Raw genomic sequence first — 18,869 nt, forward strand, 5'->3', positions numbered from 1 at the left:
CTTTCACTAACGGTTTCCAGATGGCTTTCATCCCCGAAGGATGCCCCTTGGCCCGTCCCATCCAACCATCCCCTCCGTCCCCTCGTCCCGCTTTTCTGCTGGTTTTCTCTGGAGCAAGGTATTAAAAGCAAATTTAACATAAAGGGTGAAGGTATTTTCAAAAATGCCTTCACCCTTTAATGCAAATCCCCACACCATTTAACATTAACCCTAAAGTCATTTTCGAAAATGCCTTGACCTTTTACTGTTAATCCCCACGTCAGTTACTTGAAATGACTATGTCATAATCTGTACTAAATACCAAACAACGTCTCAAGCAAACGCATCTTTGCTTTTTCTATGGTTTCTTCCCAATCTTTTTTATCTGTAGCTCAGCCGGTACACAGCCATGAAGACGGGGAATCTGGGGCAGGCGGCCGTGGATGAGAGGAATTGGGGGGCATATGCAGACGCTTAGAAATACTTGGTCTTCAAGGGCGAAAAAAGACAGGCAGAAACTGAATTCCGAATCAGTTTCTGAGGTGCCCACTGAACGGTGAAGTCCATAAAGAGTTCACCGTGAATGGGCACCGCATTGTCTTTTTTCGTCCTTGAAGGCCTTAGTATTTCTTAGGGTCGGAATCCGCCCTCCAATTCCTCTCATCCACGGCCGCCTGCCCCAGATTCCCCGTCTTCATGGCGTCACTTCTGCCAATTCGTTAAATAAAGATTTCCCCATCCTATAATTCCCGTTGGCTTAACCGGCTGTTTTGGTATTCCCCGGAAAAGGTGACGTCATCGCCGAACCAGGCGGGGGGATGGAAGGAGGAGGCGTCCTGTTCATTTTCAAATTCCACTTCCGCCAGCATCAGACCTTTGAAAGCCCCTTCGAATATGTCCAGTTCAATAGTCAGAGTGCTTTCCGGGGCTAAAGGGATTAAATACCGTTTTTTAGTCAGTATATTTCCATCCGCTTTTTGCAGCAGATGTTCATAAGAAGCTTTGGTGAGAGGAAGATTGTATTCTTCCCTTACCATCAGCCCTTTTGATTTGTAGGTCAAATAATAAGAATCGTCTTCTTTTCTTACTCTTACCACGGGCGAGGTGCTCAGATATCCCTGTTCAATCTGATGAAAGGGATAGGAAGTATAATCTTCAGGGGGTGATGTTATTAGATATTTCCGTTCTATTTCCATAAAAATCCTCCATGACGGAGCGTTTTTTCTCAAATACTGCGCAGGCGTGAATGTCAGATTCTTAGCTGCGATTCAAGGATGTGGCTCCGTAATAAATTTGAGTGTAAAATTAAGTCATTAGGATTATTTTTAACATCAAGGGTGAAGGCATTTTTAAAAATGCCTTCACCCTTGATGTTAAAAATATGGTATCATGAATGAAGGCGTAAGACAAGGCCGTATTTTGCAGCTTTTCGCCGCACCCAGCTCAAAGAGAATTTCACGAGAATATACGGTTTTAATACTGCTAATTGCGCATAAGTAAAATGCGTGCTAAAATAGGCATAATATGGAAAAATATGGAGGACTGGCTGATGAAGAAGATTATAAGAACGGCGCTTTTTTGTTTCCTGGCATTTGGCCTTGCGGCGTGTTCAAAAAAGGGGGAGCATGGTCTGTCTGCGAAAAACCCGGTGGTTATTACGATATGGCATTATTATAACGGAGCGCAGTTGGAAGAATTTGACGCTCTGGTGAAAGAATTTAATGAAAGCGTGGGTATGGAAAAGGGAATTGTTGTGGAAGCATTTAACCGCGGCAGCATTAATGATTTGAGCCAGGCGGTTCAGGACAGCCTGGAAGGAAAGGTCGGTTCGGATAAGCTGCCCAACGCATTTGCAACCTATGCGGATACGGCATATGTGATTGATAAAGCCGGCATGGCGGTTGATATAGGCAAGTACCTGACTGCGGATGAGATTGCCGAGTATGAGGACGCCTACATCGAAGAGGGACGGTTCCCCACCAATGAGCAGATTAAACTGTTTCCAATCGCGAAATCAACAGAGGTATTTGCCATTAACACAACCGACTGGAAGAAGTTTTCAGAGGCCACAGGTGCGTCGGATGAAACATTTGCCACTTGGGAAGGAATTGCCAGGACTGCGGAAGAGTATTATAAATGGACGGACAGCCTGACGGAGGAGCCGGATGACGGAAAGGCCTTTTTTGGAAGAGATGCCTTTGCCAATTATATGATAATCGGAAGCTTACAGCTCGGTCATGAGATATTCAAAGTGAGCGATGGGAAAATGACCATTGATTTTGATAAAGATGCGATGAAACGGATTTGGGATAATTATTATGTGCCATATGTCAACGGTTATTACGCTTCCTATGGAAAGTTCAGAAGTGATGATGTTAAAACCGGTGATTTGCTGGCTTTTGTAGGATCCACCAGCGGAGTCACCTATTTTCCGTCCAGCGTGACGAAAGAGGACGGAACCAACTATGAAATTGAGAATGATATCTATCCTCTGCCCAATTTTGAGGGAACAGAACCATACGCAGTCCAGCAGGGAGCGGGGATGCTGGTTTTAAAATCAGAAGAAGTAAAGGAATATGCCACCATAGAGTTTTTAAAATGGTTCACTCAGACAGATATCAATCTTTCCTTTGCCGCAAATTCCGGATATCTGCCGGTTAAAAAGGATGCAAAGGACGGCAGCAAGCTGGAGAAGTTTTTTGAGGAAACCGGCGATCAGGAGCGGATCACCCTTAAAAAGTGTCTGGATATCGGCCTGAATGTGGTCTCTGATTATAAGCTGTATACGACAAAACCCTTTGAATATGGCAATGAAGCCCGTGAAGTGTTAAATTCCAGTATGCAGCAGAAGGCGCAGGATGACAGAGCTTTGGTGGAGAAGGCCATTGCAGACGGGAAAACCCGGGAAGAAGCGGTGAAGCCTATCGTTACAGATGAAAACTTTGAACAGTGGTACGGTGATACATATAATAAACTAAAAGCTTTTGGAGAATAAAATGATAGATAGGTCGAAGTCAATCCGTACAAAATTATTACTCCCCCTGCTTGTGATCATGATGATACAGGCGGTCCTTTTTGTGGCAGTCATTACATTTGGCGGAGTGTTTCGCAATCTGAAAATGAATGCGATAGATATTTTGCGGGAAAATACGGAAAACAGCCGACTGTATCTTGAAAAGGAGATCATTCACCGCTGGATCAACGTGATTGCGGATACGGATATCATAACAGATGAGATACAAAACGTATTGGATCAGGAAGGGAAACTGGCGGATGATATAAAGAAAGATCCTCAGTTAAACCGTTTGATAACGGAAAAAATAACCCAGCAGATGATCGATCTTCTCCATAGAAGCTATGCAACCGGTATATTTGTGGTGTTGGACGGCCCGGCAGCGGTAAATCAGGAAGCCGGGCTCCGTTCAGGCGTTTATATCAGGGATTATGATACCAGCAGCTATGCGCTGGATAATTCGGATCTGCTGCTGGAGAGGGGGCTGCCCTCCGTATCCAAATCCTACAATATCGCCCTGGACAGTTTCTGGGAATTGGGGTATTCCTTTGATGAAACGGATATCAATTCCGAGTACTTTTTCAAACCTTATAACAGCGCCCTGGAACATGGGGCAGGATATCAGGAAGCGGTAAATTATGGCTACCTCAGCAAAGGCATCCGCCTGAATAAGATGGATAAAGATGTGATCACTTATTCCATCCCGATTATATTAAGAGACGGCAGCATCATCGGAGTTGCCGGACTGGATATGACCATGTCCCAGGTGCAGTCCCTTTTGGACTATAATGAACTGGAGGATGACGGCAGAGGGATCCTTTTTATGGGCGTCAGGGAAGCGGGGACCACGGATGTACGCAGGGTAACGGTAGCCGGCGCCATGTATAACCGTTTCTTTTCAGGGGTTACGGAACTCAGCTGTTCTTATAACGAAAAAGACGGGATAGATATTATAACTTCCTCAGAAGGCGGACAGTGGTATGTTGCTGAGGAGAAACTGGATATTTATGCCAATAATACTCCGTTCGAATCGGATGAGTGGGTTCTTTTGGGGATGGTGGAGAGGAAAAATCTGCTGTCTTTTTATGATACCATAAGAACCGGGCTTTTAACATCCATGCTGACGCCGATCCTGCTCAGCTTTTTAGGCGGAATCATTGCGGGAAATGTGGTCACGAAACCGGTCAGGAAACTGGTGGAGGAGCTGAGGGAAAACAAAGACTACAGCCGCCTTAAATTAAAGCGTTTGAATATCAGTGAAATCGATGAGCTGACCGACGCGATTGAAAAGCTGAGCCAGGATGTGGCCCAGGCTGCATCCAGAATTTCTTCCATCCTTGAAAATGCCAATGTGGCGATCGGGGTTTTTGAAATCAATTCCGATGAAAACCATGTTTACTGCAGCCGTTCCCTTTGTGAAATGATGGGATGGGGCAGCCTGGAAGACCGGTATATTTACATGGCTAAGCCGGAATTTGATGATAAGATGGCAGAATTTAAGGGGAAATACAGGGAATGCGAACCTCACGTCTATTACCTGCCCGACCAGGGGCCCAAGTGGCTGAGGCTGATTACTGCAAGCCAGAGCGGCGGGCGGCTGTTAGGCGTCCTGTCCGATGTGACTTCGGATATGCAGGAAAAGATTAAATTGGAAAGAGAACGGGATTACGATCTTTTAACCGATATTTATAACAGAAGGGCATTCCGCGAACGGATTGAGCGGATGATAAAAGAGAAACAGTGCTCCTGCGCGGCCATGGTGATGTGGGATCTGGACAATCTGAAATATATTAACGATACCTATGGACACGACGAAGGCGACCGATATATCCGTTTGTTCGCAGATAAACTCCGGGTATTTGAAGAGACAGGAGGAATTATATCCAGATATTCAGGAGATGAATTTGTCACATTCCTTTATACGGAAATGGGAAAAGACAATATCCGCCGGAGACTGGATCTGTTTATGAGCACTCTCAAGGACACCACGATGATGATCAACGGATACGCGATCCCACTCAGGGTTTCCGCAGGTTTCGCCTGGTATCCGGACAACGCCGGTCAATTCGATCTCCTTTTGAATTATGCAGATTTCGCGATGTATACCGTAAAACACAGCGTCAAGGGGATTGCGTTGGAATTTAATCCGGAAAGCTATACAAATAATTCTTATCTTCTGTCGGGAAGAGAAGAGCTGAACCGTATGTTTGAAAAACAGCTTGTGGATTTTGCCTTTCAGCCTATCGTGACCCGGGACGGAGGGGTATACGGTTACGAACTGCTGATGAGGCCCAAACTTAAAAACCTGAAGGGAATCAATGAAATCCTCAATCTGGCCCGGGTACAGGCAAAACTTCCGCAGATGGAAGAACTCACCTGGAAAGCAGGGCTTCAGTCCTATGTGGCTCAGGTGAACGCGGGAAACGTGAGGAAGGAAGAAAAGATATTCATTAATTCCATCGCCAGCACCACACTGTCTGACGGGGACATTTCCATGCTGGAGGAAAACTACAGGGATTACCTGGACCGTTTGGTGATTGAAATGACGGAAAGCGAGCCTTTGGATCAGGCATGTCTGGAAAAGAAGATCAATATTGCTAAAAAATGGGGAGCCATGATTGCAATCGATGATTTTGGGGCAGGATATAACAGTGAATCTGTTTTGCTCCAGATCGATCCGGGAATCGTCAAATTCGATATGAATCTGGTGAGGAATATCCATGAGGATACCAACAGGCAGATGCTTTTGCAGAATCTGATGGAATATACCAGAAGGAGAAGGATCATTACGCTGGCTGAAGGCGTGGAGACGGAAGGAGAATTGAAACTTCTGTTAGAATACGGTGTGGATCTGTTCCAGGGATTTTATCTGGCCCGTCCTGAGATGGAAGTTCGTCCCATCTCTCCCTATGTGATAGAAAAACTGAGAATTCTTCAGGAGGGAAATACTCAAAGCGAAAATTAAATTAGTACTGGTATTTAGAAGAAAGATATGATATAATGCTAACTTGAAGTGTAGCGCCCTGACGGTATGGCGATTCACATACGAAATTTAATTTCGTTTATATATTCAAGGAGGAACCCGGATAATGAGTTTACAAGTAGAAAAATTAGAAAAGAACATGGCCAAGCTGACAGTGGAAGTACCTGCAGCACAGTTTGAAGAAGCGATGACAACTGCATTTAAGAAGAATAAAAACAAATTCAATCTTCCTGGATTCAGAAAAGGCAAAGCACCGCAGGCTATGATCGAAAAGATGTATGGGCCAGGCGTATTCTATGAGGATGCTGCCAATGTGGTTATTGACTCTACCTATGCAGGAGCTATGGAAGAGAGCGGCCTTGATATCGTTTCCAGACCGGAAATTGATGTTGTACAGATTGAAAAAGGCAAAGAGTTTATTTATACGGCTACAGTAGCTGTTAAACCGGAAGTTACTTTAGGTGAATACAAAGGACTTGAGGTTGAAAAGGCTTCTGCGGAAGTGACGGATGAGGACGTGGAGAATGAGCTGAAGAAAGTTCAGGAGCAGAACTCCAGACTGATTACCGTTGAAGACAGACCGGTTGCTGACGGCGATCAGGTAGTGATTGACTTTGAAGGTTTTGTGGACGGCGAGGCATTTGACGGCGGAAAGAGCGAAGATTATCCTCTTACAATCGGTTCCCATTCCTTTATCGATACATTTGAAGAGCAGTTGGTTGGTAAGAACATTGGAGAAGAATGTGAAGTCAACGTAACATTCCCAACGGAATACCATGCGGATAACCTGGCAGGAAAACCGGCCACATTTAAGGTTACCGTTAAGGAGATCAAGTATAAAGAACTTCCTGAACTGAATGATGAATTCGCCGGAGAAGTTTCAGAATTTGAAACTTTAGATGAATACAAAGCAGATGTTAAGGCAAAGCTCTTAGAGGCAAAACAGAAACAGGCTGCTACAGAGAATGAAAACAGAGTAGTGGAAAAGGCTGTTGCCAACGCCACTATGGAAATACCGGATCCGATGATTGATGGCCAGGTAAACAACATGATCGATGATTATGCCAGAAGAATGCAGAGCCAGGGATTATCTCTTGAACAGTATATGCAGTACACAGGCATGACAATTGAAAAACTTCAGGAGCAGATGAGACCGCAGGCTTTAAGACGTATCCAGACAAGACTTGTTTTGGAGGCGATTGTTAAAGCTGAGAATATCCAGGTTGAGGATGAAGCGGTTGATAAAGAGATTGCAGCCATGGCAGAAGCCTACAAGATGGAAGCCGATCAGGTGAAAGCTTACATGGGCGAAGGCGGAATCAACCAGGTGAAAGAAGACCTGGCTGTACAGGAAGCCGTAGACATGATTGTTGCGGAAGCAAAACTGGTTTAATGGAACGATAAGATAAAGGGGTAGGTTCCTGCTTTTTAAGCGGGGATCTACCTGTGTCTTTGTTAAAACATGATTATAGCGGGCAGAGGAGGAAGTTTCATATGAGTTTAGTACCTTATGTCATTGAGTCAACCAGCCGTGGGGAGCGTTCCTACGATATCTATTCCAGACTGTTAAAAGAAAGGATTATCTTTCTCGGGGAAGAAGTGAACGATGTTTCAGCCAGTCTGATTGTCGCACAGCTCCTTTTCCTGGAATCAGAAGATACCAATAAGGATATCAGCCTGTACATTAACAGCCCGGGCGGTTCTGTTACGGCAGGAATGGCGATTTACGATACGATGAATTATATCAAATGCGACGTGTCCACCATTTGCATTGGCATGGCGGCGAGTATGGGGGCATTTCTTCTGGCCGGCGGCGCCAAGGGCAAACGTTTTGCGCTGCCTAACGCAGAGGTGATGATCCATCAGCCATCCGGCGGAGCGCAGGGACAGGCGACGGAGATTCAGATCGTTGCGGAAAAGATCCTGCAGACCAAGAAAAAGTTGAATGAAATCCTCGCAGCAAACACCGGCCAGCCTTTAGAGGTGATTGAAAGGGATACGGACAGAGATCACTATATGACAGCGGAAGAGGCAAAGGCATATGGTTTGATTGACAGCGTAATTACGAACCGTTAGGAGTTTGTTGTGAAACGATAGAAAGAATGAGGTGTGTATATGCCAGGCAGAGCAGACGATAAAGTGAGATGTTCTTTTTGCGGCAAAGGCCAGGATCAGGTCAGAAAATTAATCGCAGGTTCCAACAATGTGTTTATCTGTGATGAATGTATTGACCTCTGTGCGGAAATACTGGAAGAAGAGCTTGAAAATCATGATGATCCGGCGCCTGATTTTGGAGATATTAATTTATTGAAGCCAAAGGAAATCAAAAAATTTCTTGACGAATACGTGATTGGCCAGGAAGCGGCAAAGAAAGTGCTTTCCGTTGCGGTGTACAATCATTACAAGAGGATTACATCCAAGAGGAATCTGGATGTGGATGTACAGAAGAGCAACATCCTCATGCTTGGACCCACAGGTTCCGGCAAAACTTATCTGGCCCAGACTTTGGCTAAGATTTTGAATGTTCCTTTTGCTATAGCAGATGCGACGGCCTTAACAGAAGCAGGGTATGTTGGTGAGGACGTTGAAAATATACTTCTGAAATTGATTCAGTCGGCTGATTACGATATCAGCAGGGCGGAATACGGCATTATCTACATTGACGAAATCGATAAGATCACTAAAAAGTCGGAAAATGTCTCCATCACAAGAGACGTGTCCGGTGAGGGCGTGCAGCAGGCGCTGCTCAAAATCCTGGAAGGTACGGTTGCAAGCGTGCCGCCCCAGGGGGGAAGAAAACATCCTCATCAGGAACTTCTGCAGATCGATACGACCAATATCCTGTTTATATGCGGGGGCGCTTTTGACGGGCTGGAGAAGATCGTTGAAAATCGTCTCAGCACAGGTTCCATCGGTTTTAACGCTGAGATCGTCGATAAAAACCAGGCCGATCTGGATGAACTTCTGAAAAAAGTGCTGCCTCAGGATTTAGTGAAATTCGGCTTGATCCCTGAGTTCATCGGCCGTGTGCCGGTAACGGTATCATTGGAACTGCTTACCAAGAGCGCGCTGATCAGGATTCTGTCGGAACCTAAAAACGCTCTTACCAAACAGTATCAGAAGTTATTCGAACTGGATGATGTGAAGCTTGAATTCAGGCAGGACGCCCTGGAAGAGATCGCGACACTGGCTTACGAAAGAAAGACCGGGGCAAGAGGTCTGAGATCAATTATGGAATCCGTGATGATGGATCTGATGTATGAAGTTCCGTCTGATAACAATATCGGAATCTGTACAATTACCAAAGCGGTCGTGGACGGTTCCGGCGAAGCGGATATCATATACCGCGATACTACGGTGCCGAGAAAGACATTGGCCCAGAGGCTGAAAAAAGACAGAACAGACAGTATTGCATAGAGATATTGAAAAATGGGAGCAGTGCTCCCATTTTTGCTAGAAAATCCTAAACGAACGAAAACACGAAAAGGAGGGAAGAGTAATGGAGAACCATATCATTACAATGCCTGTAATCGCACTAAGAGGACTGACGATTCTGCCCGGAATGATTATCCATTTTGACATCAGCAGGGCAAAATCGATTGCTGCTGTTGAAAAAGCAATGGTCAGCGATCAGAAAGTCTGCCTTATGACGCAGAAAGATATTAATGAGATGAATCCGGGGATGGATGAGCTTTATCATATCGGAACCGTTGCTTTAATAAAACAGTTGGTAAAAATGCCCGGCAATGTGGTCCGTGTAATGGTAGAAGGGCTTCAGCGCGCAGAGCTTTTTGGACTGGATTCGGATGAACCCTATTTAATGGGAGAGATAGAATGTATCGGTTCCAATTATGAAGAGATGGATCTGGTAACCCAGGAGGCGATGTCCAGGATTTTGAAAGAGAAACTGGAGGAATACGGCAGGGCCTATCCAAAGGCGGCCAAGGAGATCCTTCCTAACCTGATTTCTATTTCCGAACTGGGGCAGTTGATGGATCAGATCGGGATCCAGCTTCCGTGGGATTATACGGTGAGACAGGAGATTCTGGAAAGCCTTCTTTTGGAACACCGCTATGAAGTCCTGGTACATAACCTGATTACAGAAATCCAGGTTTCCCAGATTAAAAAGGAATTCCAGGCTAAGGTGAAGGCCAGCATAGACAAGAACCAAAAAGAATATATCCTCAGGGAGCAGATGAGAATTATCCGCCAGGAACTGGGAGAAGACAATCCCGCATCGGATGCGGATGAATACCAGAAGCAGCTAAAGAGCCTGAAAGCGGATAAAGAGGTGGTTGAAAAGATCCAAAAGGAGATTGACCGGTTTAAAAACATGCCCAGCGGAAGCCAGGAAGCCAATGTGCTGAGAACCTATATAGAAACCCTGTTAGACCTGCCCTGGAAAAAGATGTCAAAGGATTACAACAACCTGAAAAATGCGGAAAAAATTCTGAATGAAGACCATTACGGTTTAGAGAAGGTAAAAGAACGGATTTTGGAATATCTGGCGGTCCGTACCTTGACAAAGAAAGGAAGCAGCCCGATTATCTGCCTTGTGGGGCCTCCCGGAACCGGAAAGACCTCCATTGCCCGGTCTGTGGCAAAGGCTCTGAACAAAAAATACGTGCGGATCAGCCTGGGCGGCATCCGGGATGAAGCGGAGATCCGCGGCCACCGGAAAACTTACGTAGGAGCGATGCCAGGACGTCTTGTAGACGGTCTGCGTCAGGCAGGGGTCAGCAATCCGCTGATGCTTTTGGACGAGATTGATAAGGTGAGCAGTGATTATAAGGGAGATACGTCTTCCGCCCTTCTTGAGGTTTTGGATGGGGAACAGAACGTGCGTTTCCGCGACCATTATGTTGAGCAGCCCATTGATTTGTCCAATGTTCTGTTCATCGCGACGGCTAATACAACCCAGACCATACCGGGGCCGCTTTTGGACCGTATGGAATTGATTGAAGTGAACAGCTATACGGAGAATGAAAAATTCCATATTGCCAAAGACTATTTGGTAGCAAAACAACTGGAACGTCATGGCCTTACGAAAGAACAGCTTATGATCAGCGATCATGCCCTGGAGAAGATCATCCATAACTATACAAGAGAGGCCGGCGTCCGGAATCTGGAACGCAGGATCGGTGATATCTGCCGGAAATCGGCCAGAGAATTTCTGGAAAATAAAAAAGCCGTCATCAAGGTGACAGAGAGCAATCTGGAAAAATACCTGGGAAAAGAGAGAATTTCCTTTGAATCCGCCAATGAAGAGGATCAGGTGGGGATTGTCAGGGGATTGGCATGGACTAGCGTTGGAGGGGACACCCTTCAGATCGAAGTAAATGTGATGCCTGGAAAAGGAGAGCTGGCGATGACGGGCCAGATGGGGGATGTGATGAAGGAATCAGCGCAGACCGCCCTTACCTATGTGCGTTCGGTCTGTCCGGATTATCAGGTGGCAGATGATTATTTCGAAAAGCATGACATGCACATCCATATACCGGAAGGAGCGGTTCCCAAGGACGGCCCGTCCGCAGGAATCACCATGGCCACGGCCATGCTCTCGGCGGTGACGGGAAAGATGGTTTCTGCCAAGGTAGCCATGACCGGGGAAATCACCCTGAGAGGACGGGTTCTCCCCATCGGAGGCCTGAAAGAAAAGATACTGGCGGCAAAGATGGCGCACATCAAAAAAGTGCTTGTGCCGGATAAAAACCGCCCGGATATAGCGGAACTGTCGAAAGAGATTACGAAAGGTCTGCAGATTGTATATGTGAAACATATGCAGGAAGTGATACAGGAGGCATTTATAGAATGATTATTAAAAACGCTGAATTGGAGACGGTCTGTGGTATTACCAGCACGCTGCCGGAAAATACATGCCCGGAATTTGCGTTCGCAGGCAAGTCCAATGTAGGAAAATCGTCCCTGATCAACGCGCTTATGAACCGGAAATCCCTTGCCAGGACATCTTCCCAGCCGGGTAAGACGCAGACGATTAATTATTATAAGATTAACGATGCTTTTTATTATGTGGACCTGCCGGGATACGGATATGCCAAGGTGGCGGTAGAGGTGAAGGCCAAATGGGGAAAGATGATTGAGGATTATCTTCATAGATCCAAGATGCTGAAAGCGGTATTTCTCCTGATCGACATACGGCATGAGCCGTCAAGCAACGACAGGACCATGTATGAGTGGATTCTCCACAACGGATACCAGCCGATCATTGTGGCCACAAAGCTGGACAAAATCAACAGAAGCCAGATACAAAAGCATATTAAGATGCTGAGAACCGGATTGGGCGCAGGGGCGGAGGTTCAGATATTTCCATTTTCCGCAGCGAGCAAACAGGGCAGGGAAGAGATCTGGGATTTTATTGAGACTTTGACGCAGGAAAATCAGAATTAAAAGAATTATAAAACAGTAAAAGACAAGGAATAATAAAAAAGATGGGACCGCGTTATCCGCTGGAATTCTGTAAAAGAGTTCGGTGTGATATGCCGGTTCCATCTTTTTAGCTGCTCATAAGGGTGCGCATTACAAAGGAATAGATTTCCTGGCTTTTGTTTTCCCAATTGCTGCACATGAGTTCCGCCTGTTCTTTATCCGGCACGGATAAATCAAAACTGATTAACGGATTCCTGCCTTCCCGGACTTCGCAGTGTACGATGTAATCCTGATTGGTGGACTTATAAAAATCGGATACCATGCCCACTTCATTGCGCAGGCGGAACCGGTTTTCCTTCAGGTATTGATCCATATCTTCAATGATAGCGGGAGATATCTTTTTTCCAAAAAAAGAAAGGGTGTCTTCCCCCTCTTTTGTGATTTCGTAACGGGAAGTATTATGAATGCTTTCTACACGCACCAGTCCGGCTTCCAGAAGTTCATTCAGCGCCTGCTGCAGCGTAAAATAAGTGGTATATTCATGATCCAGAAAAAAATCCGACAACTGGGAATTTGTCAGTGGAAAATTCACCTGCTTCAGCATATACAGGTTCATCAGTTTATATAAAGTCATGGGTTCAGAAAGCATAGTTATTCTCCGTTTGATGTATCGTAGTGTTATCCCTATCATATCAATTTTCAACCGTTAAATCAAGGGGATGTTGCAAAGCTTTATATAGTCGGCCTTTTCCTGCCAAATACTGGTACGACATTAGTCGACAAAATCTGCTTTTAAATCATTTAAAAATATGATATGATAAACATTGATGATAAAAGACGGGTGGTACCATGAAAGAGAAAATCAATCGACTGGCAAAAGGGATTATTGATTCTGAAGTACCTCAGATCATATGCAGCCCGGACACCATTGATGAGGTGGTGAGAGCAGGGGAAATCACAAAAAAAGAAGTCTACATAACAAGTGAGAATAACCTGCATATTAAAGGGCTCATGTATTCTTCAAGTGAAAGGGTCTGTATACAGAACTATGCATTTGGAGGGCTCAGAAATCATATAACTTATGAAATAAATAGTGGTCACCTGGAACACGGTGACATAATTAAGGGATCTTTTTATCTGGTGACCAATGGCGGTGAAAAGGAGATTCCTTATTCTTTTCGTGTGGAGCTTGGCAATTCAGGCAAAGTGCTGGGCGGTCTGGAGACAGCGGCGGATTTTGGAAAGCTGGCTAAGAATGACTGGGATACGGCGCTTAGGCTGTTTGAATACCAGGATTTCGTTGAAGCGCCCTTTATGCAGGATATTGGGATACGCGCCGTATATGACGGCCTGAAAGGGCGTGTGAACAGGCACAACCAGATGGAAGAATTTCTTGTTTTCCTGAAAGTGAAAGATCCGGTCCGGCTGGAGATTCCCGAAGAAACCAGATTTTACGAAAATCTTCTGGAGCCGCTGGACGATAAGATTTTAATAAAGAAAAACACCTGGGGCTATGCCTATATGGAGGCAAAAGCGGATGGAGATTTCATACTGCTTCCCCAAAAGATTATTACAAATGCCGATTTTTCGGACAATCAATGTGAATTTAAGTTCAGGATCCAGCCGTCCAGGCTGCATAAAGGCAGGAATTTTGGAGCGGTGATCCTCACTATGTATAATAAAACGGTGACCATTCCTGTGGAAGCGCTGGGGGATGAAACCGTGGAGGTTACGGATGGGACAACGCCAGTGGCCAGAAAAGATCTGGAACGCTATATTTCCCTCCGTTTAGATTATGAAAGCGGCAGCTATGAGGATGCATTTATCCTGAACCGGATGATCCAGGAGCTGGAACTGGTGAGGGCTCTTTATGGACCCAATAACCGGCTGAATTTGATGTATGCGGAACTGCTGTATTTAACGGACAATAAGGAACAGGCCTGCATGATTCTGGATGAGTGCAGGGAGAGCGTTCTGATGTCCAGGCTGGAGGCGGTGGAGGATTACTGTTACTACCAGTATCTGAACCTTTTAATCCATCCCAATGACGGTCAGAAGGAATCCCTGATCCGCCTTCTCAACAAATATCTGGAAGAACGGAAACAGAACCATTATCTGTTTTTCCTGCTTTTAAAGCTGGATGAAGATTTGGCGGAGAATCCGGCCAATCTGCTGGCGAGAATCAAGAAGATCTATGCCCGGGGCTGCCACAGTCCGCTGCTGTATGCAAAAGTATGTAAGGTGTTAAACGGGAATCCGGAATTTTTAAAGAGCCTGGAGGGCCTGGAACTGCAGGCTTTGAATTATGGGGCCAAGAGGGATGTGATTTCCCTGGATCTGGCTTTGAAAATCGCGAAGACCGCAATGGCCGTGAAGTATTATAACAAGATCCTGTATCACATTCTGGTTAAGCTTTATGGGAGGTATCCGGAAAAAGAGCTTCTTGGCGCTCTGTGCGGAATCCTGATTAAAGGCGGAATCAGAACGCCGGAAGCATTTTCCTGGTATGAAAAGGCGCTGGCGGAAAAGATCAGTTTGACCAGGCTGTATGAATATTATCTGTATTCCCTGCCAAAGGAATACAACCACGCCCTTCCAAGGGAGATCCTGTTGTATTTTTCTTATGATAATGAGCTGGATCGTTATAATAAGTCGGTGCTTTACCAGAACATATTGACTTATGTGAATTCGGACACCGCCATTTATAAGGATTACGAGCGGGAGATAGAGCAGTTTGCCATGAGCCAGTTATTTGCGGCCCAGATTAACCGCCGCCTGGCTGTGATTTATGATCATATGATTTACAAGGATATGATCGATAAGCCGGTGGCAAAAGTTCTGCCTGCTATTTTAAGGTCTTACCGGATAAGCTGTAAGAATCAGGCCATGAAATATGTGGTGGTCTGCCATGAAGAGCTGTTGGAGGAAGAGGCATACGCAGTTAATGACGGCGTGGCTTATGTGCCGCTGTTTTCGGAAAAGAGCCACATCCTTTTTCAGGACGCTTACGGCAACCGGTATGCGGACATCGCATATGTCAAAACGCCGGTGATGGACAAGCCTGAGCTGGAGCAGAGATGTTTTGAAGTCTATCCGGAGCACACCATGCTGCTTTTAAAGGAGTGCGGGAAGATTCTGGAGATGGAAAACCCGGATGAAGAACAGATACGCCTATTGGAGCAGCTTGCAGGCCAGTTGAAACTGCATCCCATGTATGAAAAGAAGATACTCAGCAAGATCGTTTCCTACTATGCCCGCATGGCTGCAGGGGAAGAGGAAGATACGGCGGAGAAAAGCAGCAGTTATCTGCTCATGATGGATATGAGGTCCGTGACCAGGGCGGAACGGATCAGCGTCTGTGAAACCTTTATCCGTCAGGGATATATCCGTGAGGCTTATGAGCTGATTAAAGAATACGGAGCTGAAAAAATATCAGAGAAACATTTGCTCAAGATGTGTTCCAAGATGATCCTGCAGAGCTTATTTGATCAGGATGATCTGCTTCTCCATCTGTCATACCGCGTGTTCAGCGCTGGATTTTCCGACAGTGTGGTCATGGACTATCTCTGTGAGCATTATAACGGCACAGCCGCACAGATGTACCGGGTATTAAAGCAGGGACTGGTGGATCATGTTGAGACTTATGATATGGAGGAGCGGCTTTTAGCCCAGATGCTGTTTGCCGATGTCACGCTCAATATAGACAAGGTATTTGATCTGTATGCGTCCAGGAAAAAGACGTCGGAAAGCATTGTTAAGGCCTATTTTACGGTGAAAAGCGCGGAGTATTTCATTCAGGGGCTCCCATCGGATGACAAAGTGTTCAGTTATCTGGAAGGAGCGATCCACGGCACCATTGAAAAGGATAAGGTTCCGACCATCTATCTGCTGGCTTTGACAAAATATTATTCCACGCTTCCAACTCTTACGGACAAACAGAAGAAGCTATGTGAAACGATCATGAATATTATTCTGTCTGAAGGCATGGTTTTTGCCTATTTTAAGGATTTGGCAAAGCATATGGCAATACCTGAGGACATTATGGATAAAGGGATTATTCAGTATTGTGGAAGAAAAGATTCCAAGGTGGAGTTGAAAATCAGAATTCTGCCTGACGAAGAGGAATTCCACGGGGAAGAGATGAAACGGGTTTATCAGGGGATTTTTATTAAACAAAAAATCCTTTTTGAAGGCGAAATTATGGAATACCAGATTTATGATATAAAGGACGGAACCCGTGTGCTGGCAGAAGAGGGCAGCATTTCATGCGATATGTCCGCATTCCCCAAATCGGACAGCCGGTTTGCCTGTCTGAATGATATGGGATTGTGTTTAAGTCTGAAGGAAGAAGAGAGCCTGAAAAAGAAGATGCAGGAATATCTGGTGAAAATTGCTACGGCAGAAGAATTATTTTCCCTGATGTAGAGGATATTTGAATAAGGGGGCTGTCTATGGACGGACTGATAATAGGACTGGATTTATGTGATACTTACACGCAGGTCTGTTGTTATGGAGACGAACAGGCTGTTACAATACCGACGGTGATCTGCAGGAAGAAAAATGAAGAAGAGTGGTCTGTGGGCGAAGAAGCATACGGATTTACCCTGATCGGTGAAGGCACGATTGTCGATAAACTTTTGAGCCTGGTAAAGAAGGACGGTACGGCAACCATAGGGGGAATCCGGTACGAAGGACTGGATCTCTTGAAGCAGTATATGAAAAAAGTGCTGGAGCTTCCGCTTAAAAACCGGGAAAATACGACGGTGGCCCAGTTGGTGGTCGCTTTGAGAAAAGTGGACGCTAAATTGATAGATGCATTGTTAAAATGCGCTGATTTTCTGGATATTCCAAGGGAAAGATTTCATGTAATCAGCCATACGGAAGGATTTATCTATTATATCCTGAGCCAGAAGAGGGAAGTGTGGAGCAATCAGGTGGGCATGTTCGACCTATCGGAAGAGTATCTGAGGTATTACGAGTTAAAGGTGCAGAGAGGGCTGAGACAGACCACGGTGATTGCCGAATATGAAGATCTGGATGAGGCCTTCAGCCTGGATATCCTGTCCAGCAGCGCCGGCGGAAAGCTGGCAGACAAGATTTTATGCGCCTGTGGGGACCGGCTTCTCCAGAAAAAGCTGTTTTCTTCCATTTTTCTCACCGGGAAGGGTTTTGAGACACAGGACTGGGCAGTGGAGTTCATGAAGATGATCTGTTCCAAACGCCGTGTTTACGGGGAGAGCAGTGTGTTTGCCAAAGGCGCTGCGTATAAAGCGGCAGATTACCAGCAGGAGAAGACTTCTTATCCCTATGTTTTTATCTGTGAAGGCAGGCTGGAGGCCACGGTGACGGTCAATATTTTCCACAGGGACAAAGAAGGGCAGTTGGTTGTAGCTTCTGCGGGGGATAACTGGTATGAATGCAAAAGCACCATGGATTTTATAACGGACAGCCAGAATGCCATAGAATTTATGATCACTCCCCAGGATCCTAAAAAGAAAAAGCTGGTGCGGATCCCGTTAGAAGGATTTCCGGAGCGTCCGGGCCGGACGACCAGGGTTTCAGTCAGCGTTGGATTTCTGGACCGGAATACCATGGCGGTGGTGATTAAGGATAAGGGGTTTGGTGAGCTGTATCCGGCCACCGATTCAGTCATCAGACAAGAGGTCATGATATGAGCTTAATATTGTGCCGGCAGGAGCCGGTAAAACATCCGTATTATATAGAAAATCTTGGAATCCACATTTACTCATCCCAGGAACTGTGTTATGTGATCTATAATCACCTGATGCTGGTTCTGGACGGGTTTGTGGACGACGCTTTGATCGCATTTATCCGGGATGAGCTGGATATGGGATTTACTGCTTTGAAACTGGACCGTTGGAAAAAGAGCGGTGAGAACCCGGATGATATGCTGTTGATCATTCTTCAGGAATGTGATTATTATACGACGGCTGAAATCGGAAAACTGCGCCAGCAGATTCAGGCAATCAGAAAGATGAAGCCCATGGAATACCAGAAAAACAAGGCGGATTATCTGTTTGCCTGCGGCCAGTACGGAAAGGCCATTGCAGTATATAAAAAAATACTGGAAGATCCGGAATTAAAAGAGATGGGCGACAGCTTTGCCGGTAAGATCTACAATAACCTGGGGACCGCTTATGCCAGGGTGTTTCAGTTTTCCAAGGCATTTCAGGCGTATAAGCTGTCTTATGGATATTTAAAGGACTTGGGCATTATACAGAAACTCTATTTTCTGACTAAGATGGACTCGGCCTTGTCGCTGAGTGAGAGATTCCAGTCCCTGGTGACGGAGGAGATGATGCGGCAATGGGATGCCAGAATCAGCCAGGCCCGTGAAATCGCTTCGGAATCGGATAAGATTGAGGATCTGAACGAATTGTTTAAAAAGGATTCAATCAAAAGAATGGCCGGAGCGGCCCAGATGGTGCAGACGTGGAAACAGGAATACAGGAATATGGCGTAACATCCGATGCTTCTTGACCAGTC

At 45.7% G+C, this 18,869-nt stretch carries 12 protein-coding genes; 10 read left to right on the forward strand and 2 right to left on the reverse strand.

The genetic code is table 11. The features are described from left to right. Positions 1–719 precede the first annotated feature (719 nt). Positions 720–1,175, reverse strand: coding sequence for a CYTH domain-containing protein (locus GPL15_RS26345; RefSeq protein WP_215701645.1), 456 nt, complete (start codon positions 1,173–1,175; stop codon positions 720–722). A gap of 353 nt (positions 1,176–1,528) precedes the next feature. Here GPL15_RS26345 and GPL15_RS26350 point away from each other — a divergent pair, with 353 nt between their 5' ends. The 7 genes from GPL15_RS26350 to yihA all read left to right on the forward strand — a co-directional run bounded on the left by GPL15_RS26350 (position 1,529) and on the right by yihA (position 12,383). Then, on the forward strand, positions 1,529–2,974 hold the full coding sequence (locus GPL15_RS26350; protein ID WP_215701646.1) for an extracellular solute-binding protein: 1,446 nt from the start codon (positions 1,529–1,531) through the stop codon (positions 2,972–2,974). Between the two features lies 1 nt (position 2,975). Then, positions 2,976–5,957, forward strand: coding sequence for an EAL domain-containing protein (locus GPL15_RS26355; protein WP_215701647.1), 2,982 nt, complete (start codon positions 2,976–2,978; stop codon positions 5,955–5,957). A gap of 124 nt (positions 5,958–6,081) precedes the next feature. Next, positions 6,082–7,368 (forward strand): trigger factor, encoded by a 1,287-nt coding sequence (gene tig, locus GPL15_RS26360; protein WP_215701648.1) that lies wholly within the window; start codon positions 6,082–6,084, stop codon positions 7,366–7,368. A 101-nt stretch (positions 7,369–7,469) separates the two neighbouring features. Continuing rightward, positions 7,470–8,051, forward strand: a complete 582-nt coding sequence (clpP, locus tag GPL15_RS26365) for an ATP-dependent Clp endopeptidase proteolytic subunit ClpP (protein WP_215701649.1) — start codon at positions 7,470–7,472, stop codon at positions 8,049–8,051. Between the two features lie 39 nt (positions 8,052–8,090). After that, complete coding sequence (clpX, locus tag GPL15_RS26370; RefSeq protein ID WP_215701650.1) at positions 8,091–9,392, forward strand: ATP-dependent Clp protease ATP-binding subunit ClpX; 1,302 nt, start codon at positions 8,091–8,093, stop codon at positions 9,390–9,392. An 82-nt stretch (positions 9,393–9,474) separates the two neighbouring features. Then, positions 9,475–11,790 carry an endopeptidase La gene (gene lon, locus GPL15_RS26375; RefSeq protein ID WP_215701651.1) on the forward strand — a complete coding sequence of 772 codons (2,316 nt, stop codon included), beginning with the start codon at positions 9,475–9,477 and terminating at the stop codon, positions 11,788–11,790. Further along, the gene (gene yihA, locus GPL15_RS26380) at positions 11,787–12,383 is read left to right on the forward strand and encodes a ribosome biogenesis GTP-binding protein YihA/YsxC (RefSeq protein WP_215701652.1); all 597 of its coding nucleotides are present in this window, start codon (positions 11,787–11,789) and stop codon (positions 12,381–12,383) included. The genes lon and yihA overlap by 4 nt, the downstream gene beginning before the upstream one ends. A gap of 106 nt (positions 12,384–12,489) precedes the next feature. On the opposite strand, the gene GPL15_RS26385 is transcribed toward yihA, so the two are convergent. Next, positions 12,490–13,011 carry a DUF4364 family protein gene (locus GPL15_RS26385; RefSeq protein WP_215701653.1) on the reverse strand — a complete coding sequence of 174 codons (522 nt, stop codon included), beginning with the start codon at positions 13,009–13,011 and terminating at the stop codon, positions 12,490–12,492. 200 nt (positions 13,012–13,211) lie between these two features. On the opposite strand from GPL15_RS26385, the gene GPL15_RS26390 reads away from it, so the two are divergent. From GPL15_RS26390 to GPL15_RS26400, 3 genes are read left to right on the forward strand one after another with little or no spacing between them, the layout of a single operon-like run. Beyond that, positions 13,212–16,787: a DUF5717 family protein gene (locus tag GPL15_RS26390; protein ID WP_215701654.1), complete on the forward strand. Its 3,576-nt coding sequence runs from the start codon at positions 13,212–13,214 to the stop codon at positions 16,785–16,787. A 26-nt stretch (positions 16,788–16,813) separates the two neighbouring features. Further along, entirely contained in the window at positions 16,814–18,037 is a 1,224-nt protein-coding gene (locus GPL15_RS26395) for a DUF5716 family protein (RefSeq protein ID WP_215701655.1), read from the forward strand. Beyond that, entirely contained in the window at positions 18,034–18,846 is an 813-nt protein-coding gene (locus GPL15_RS26400) for a hypothetical protein (protein WP_215701656.1), read from the forward strand. The genes GPL15_RS26395 and GPL15_RS26400 overlap by 4 nt, the downstream gene beginning before the upstream one ends. Positions 18,847–18,869: the final 23 nt, after the last annotated feature.

This window comes from Clostridium sp. MCC353, assembly GCF_018785315.1.
In the GTDB taxonomy this organism is placed as follows: Bacteria; Bacillota; Clostridia; order Lachnospirales; family Lachnospiraceae; genus CHH4-2.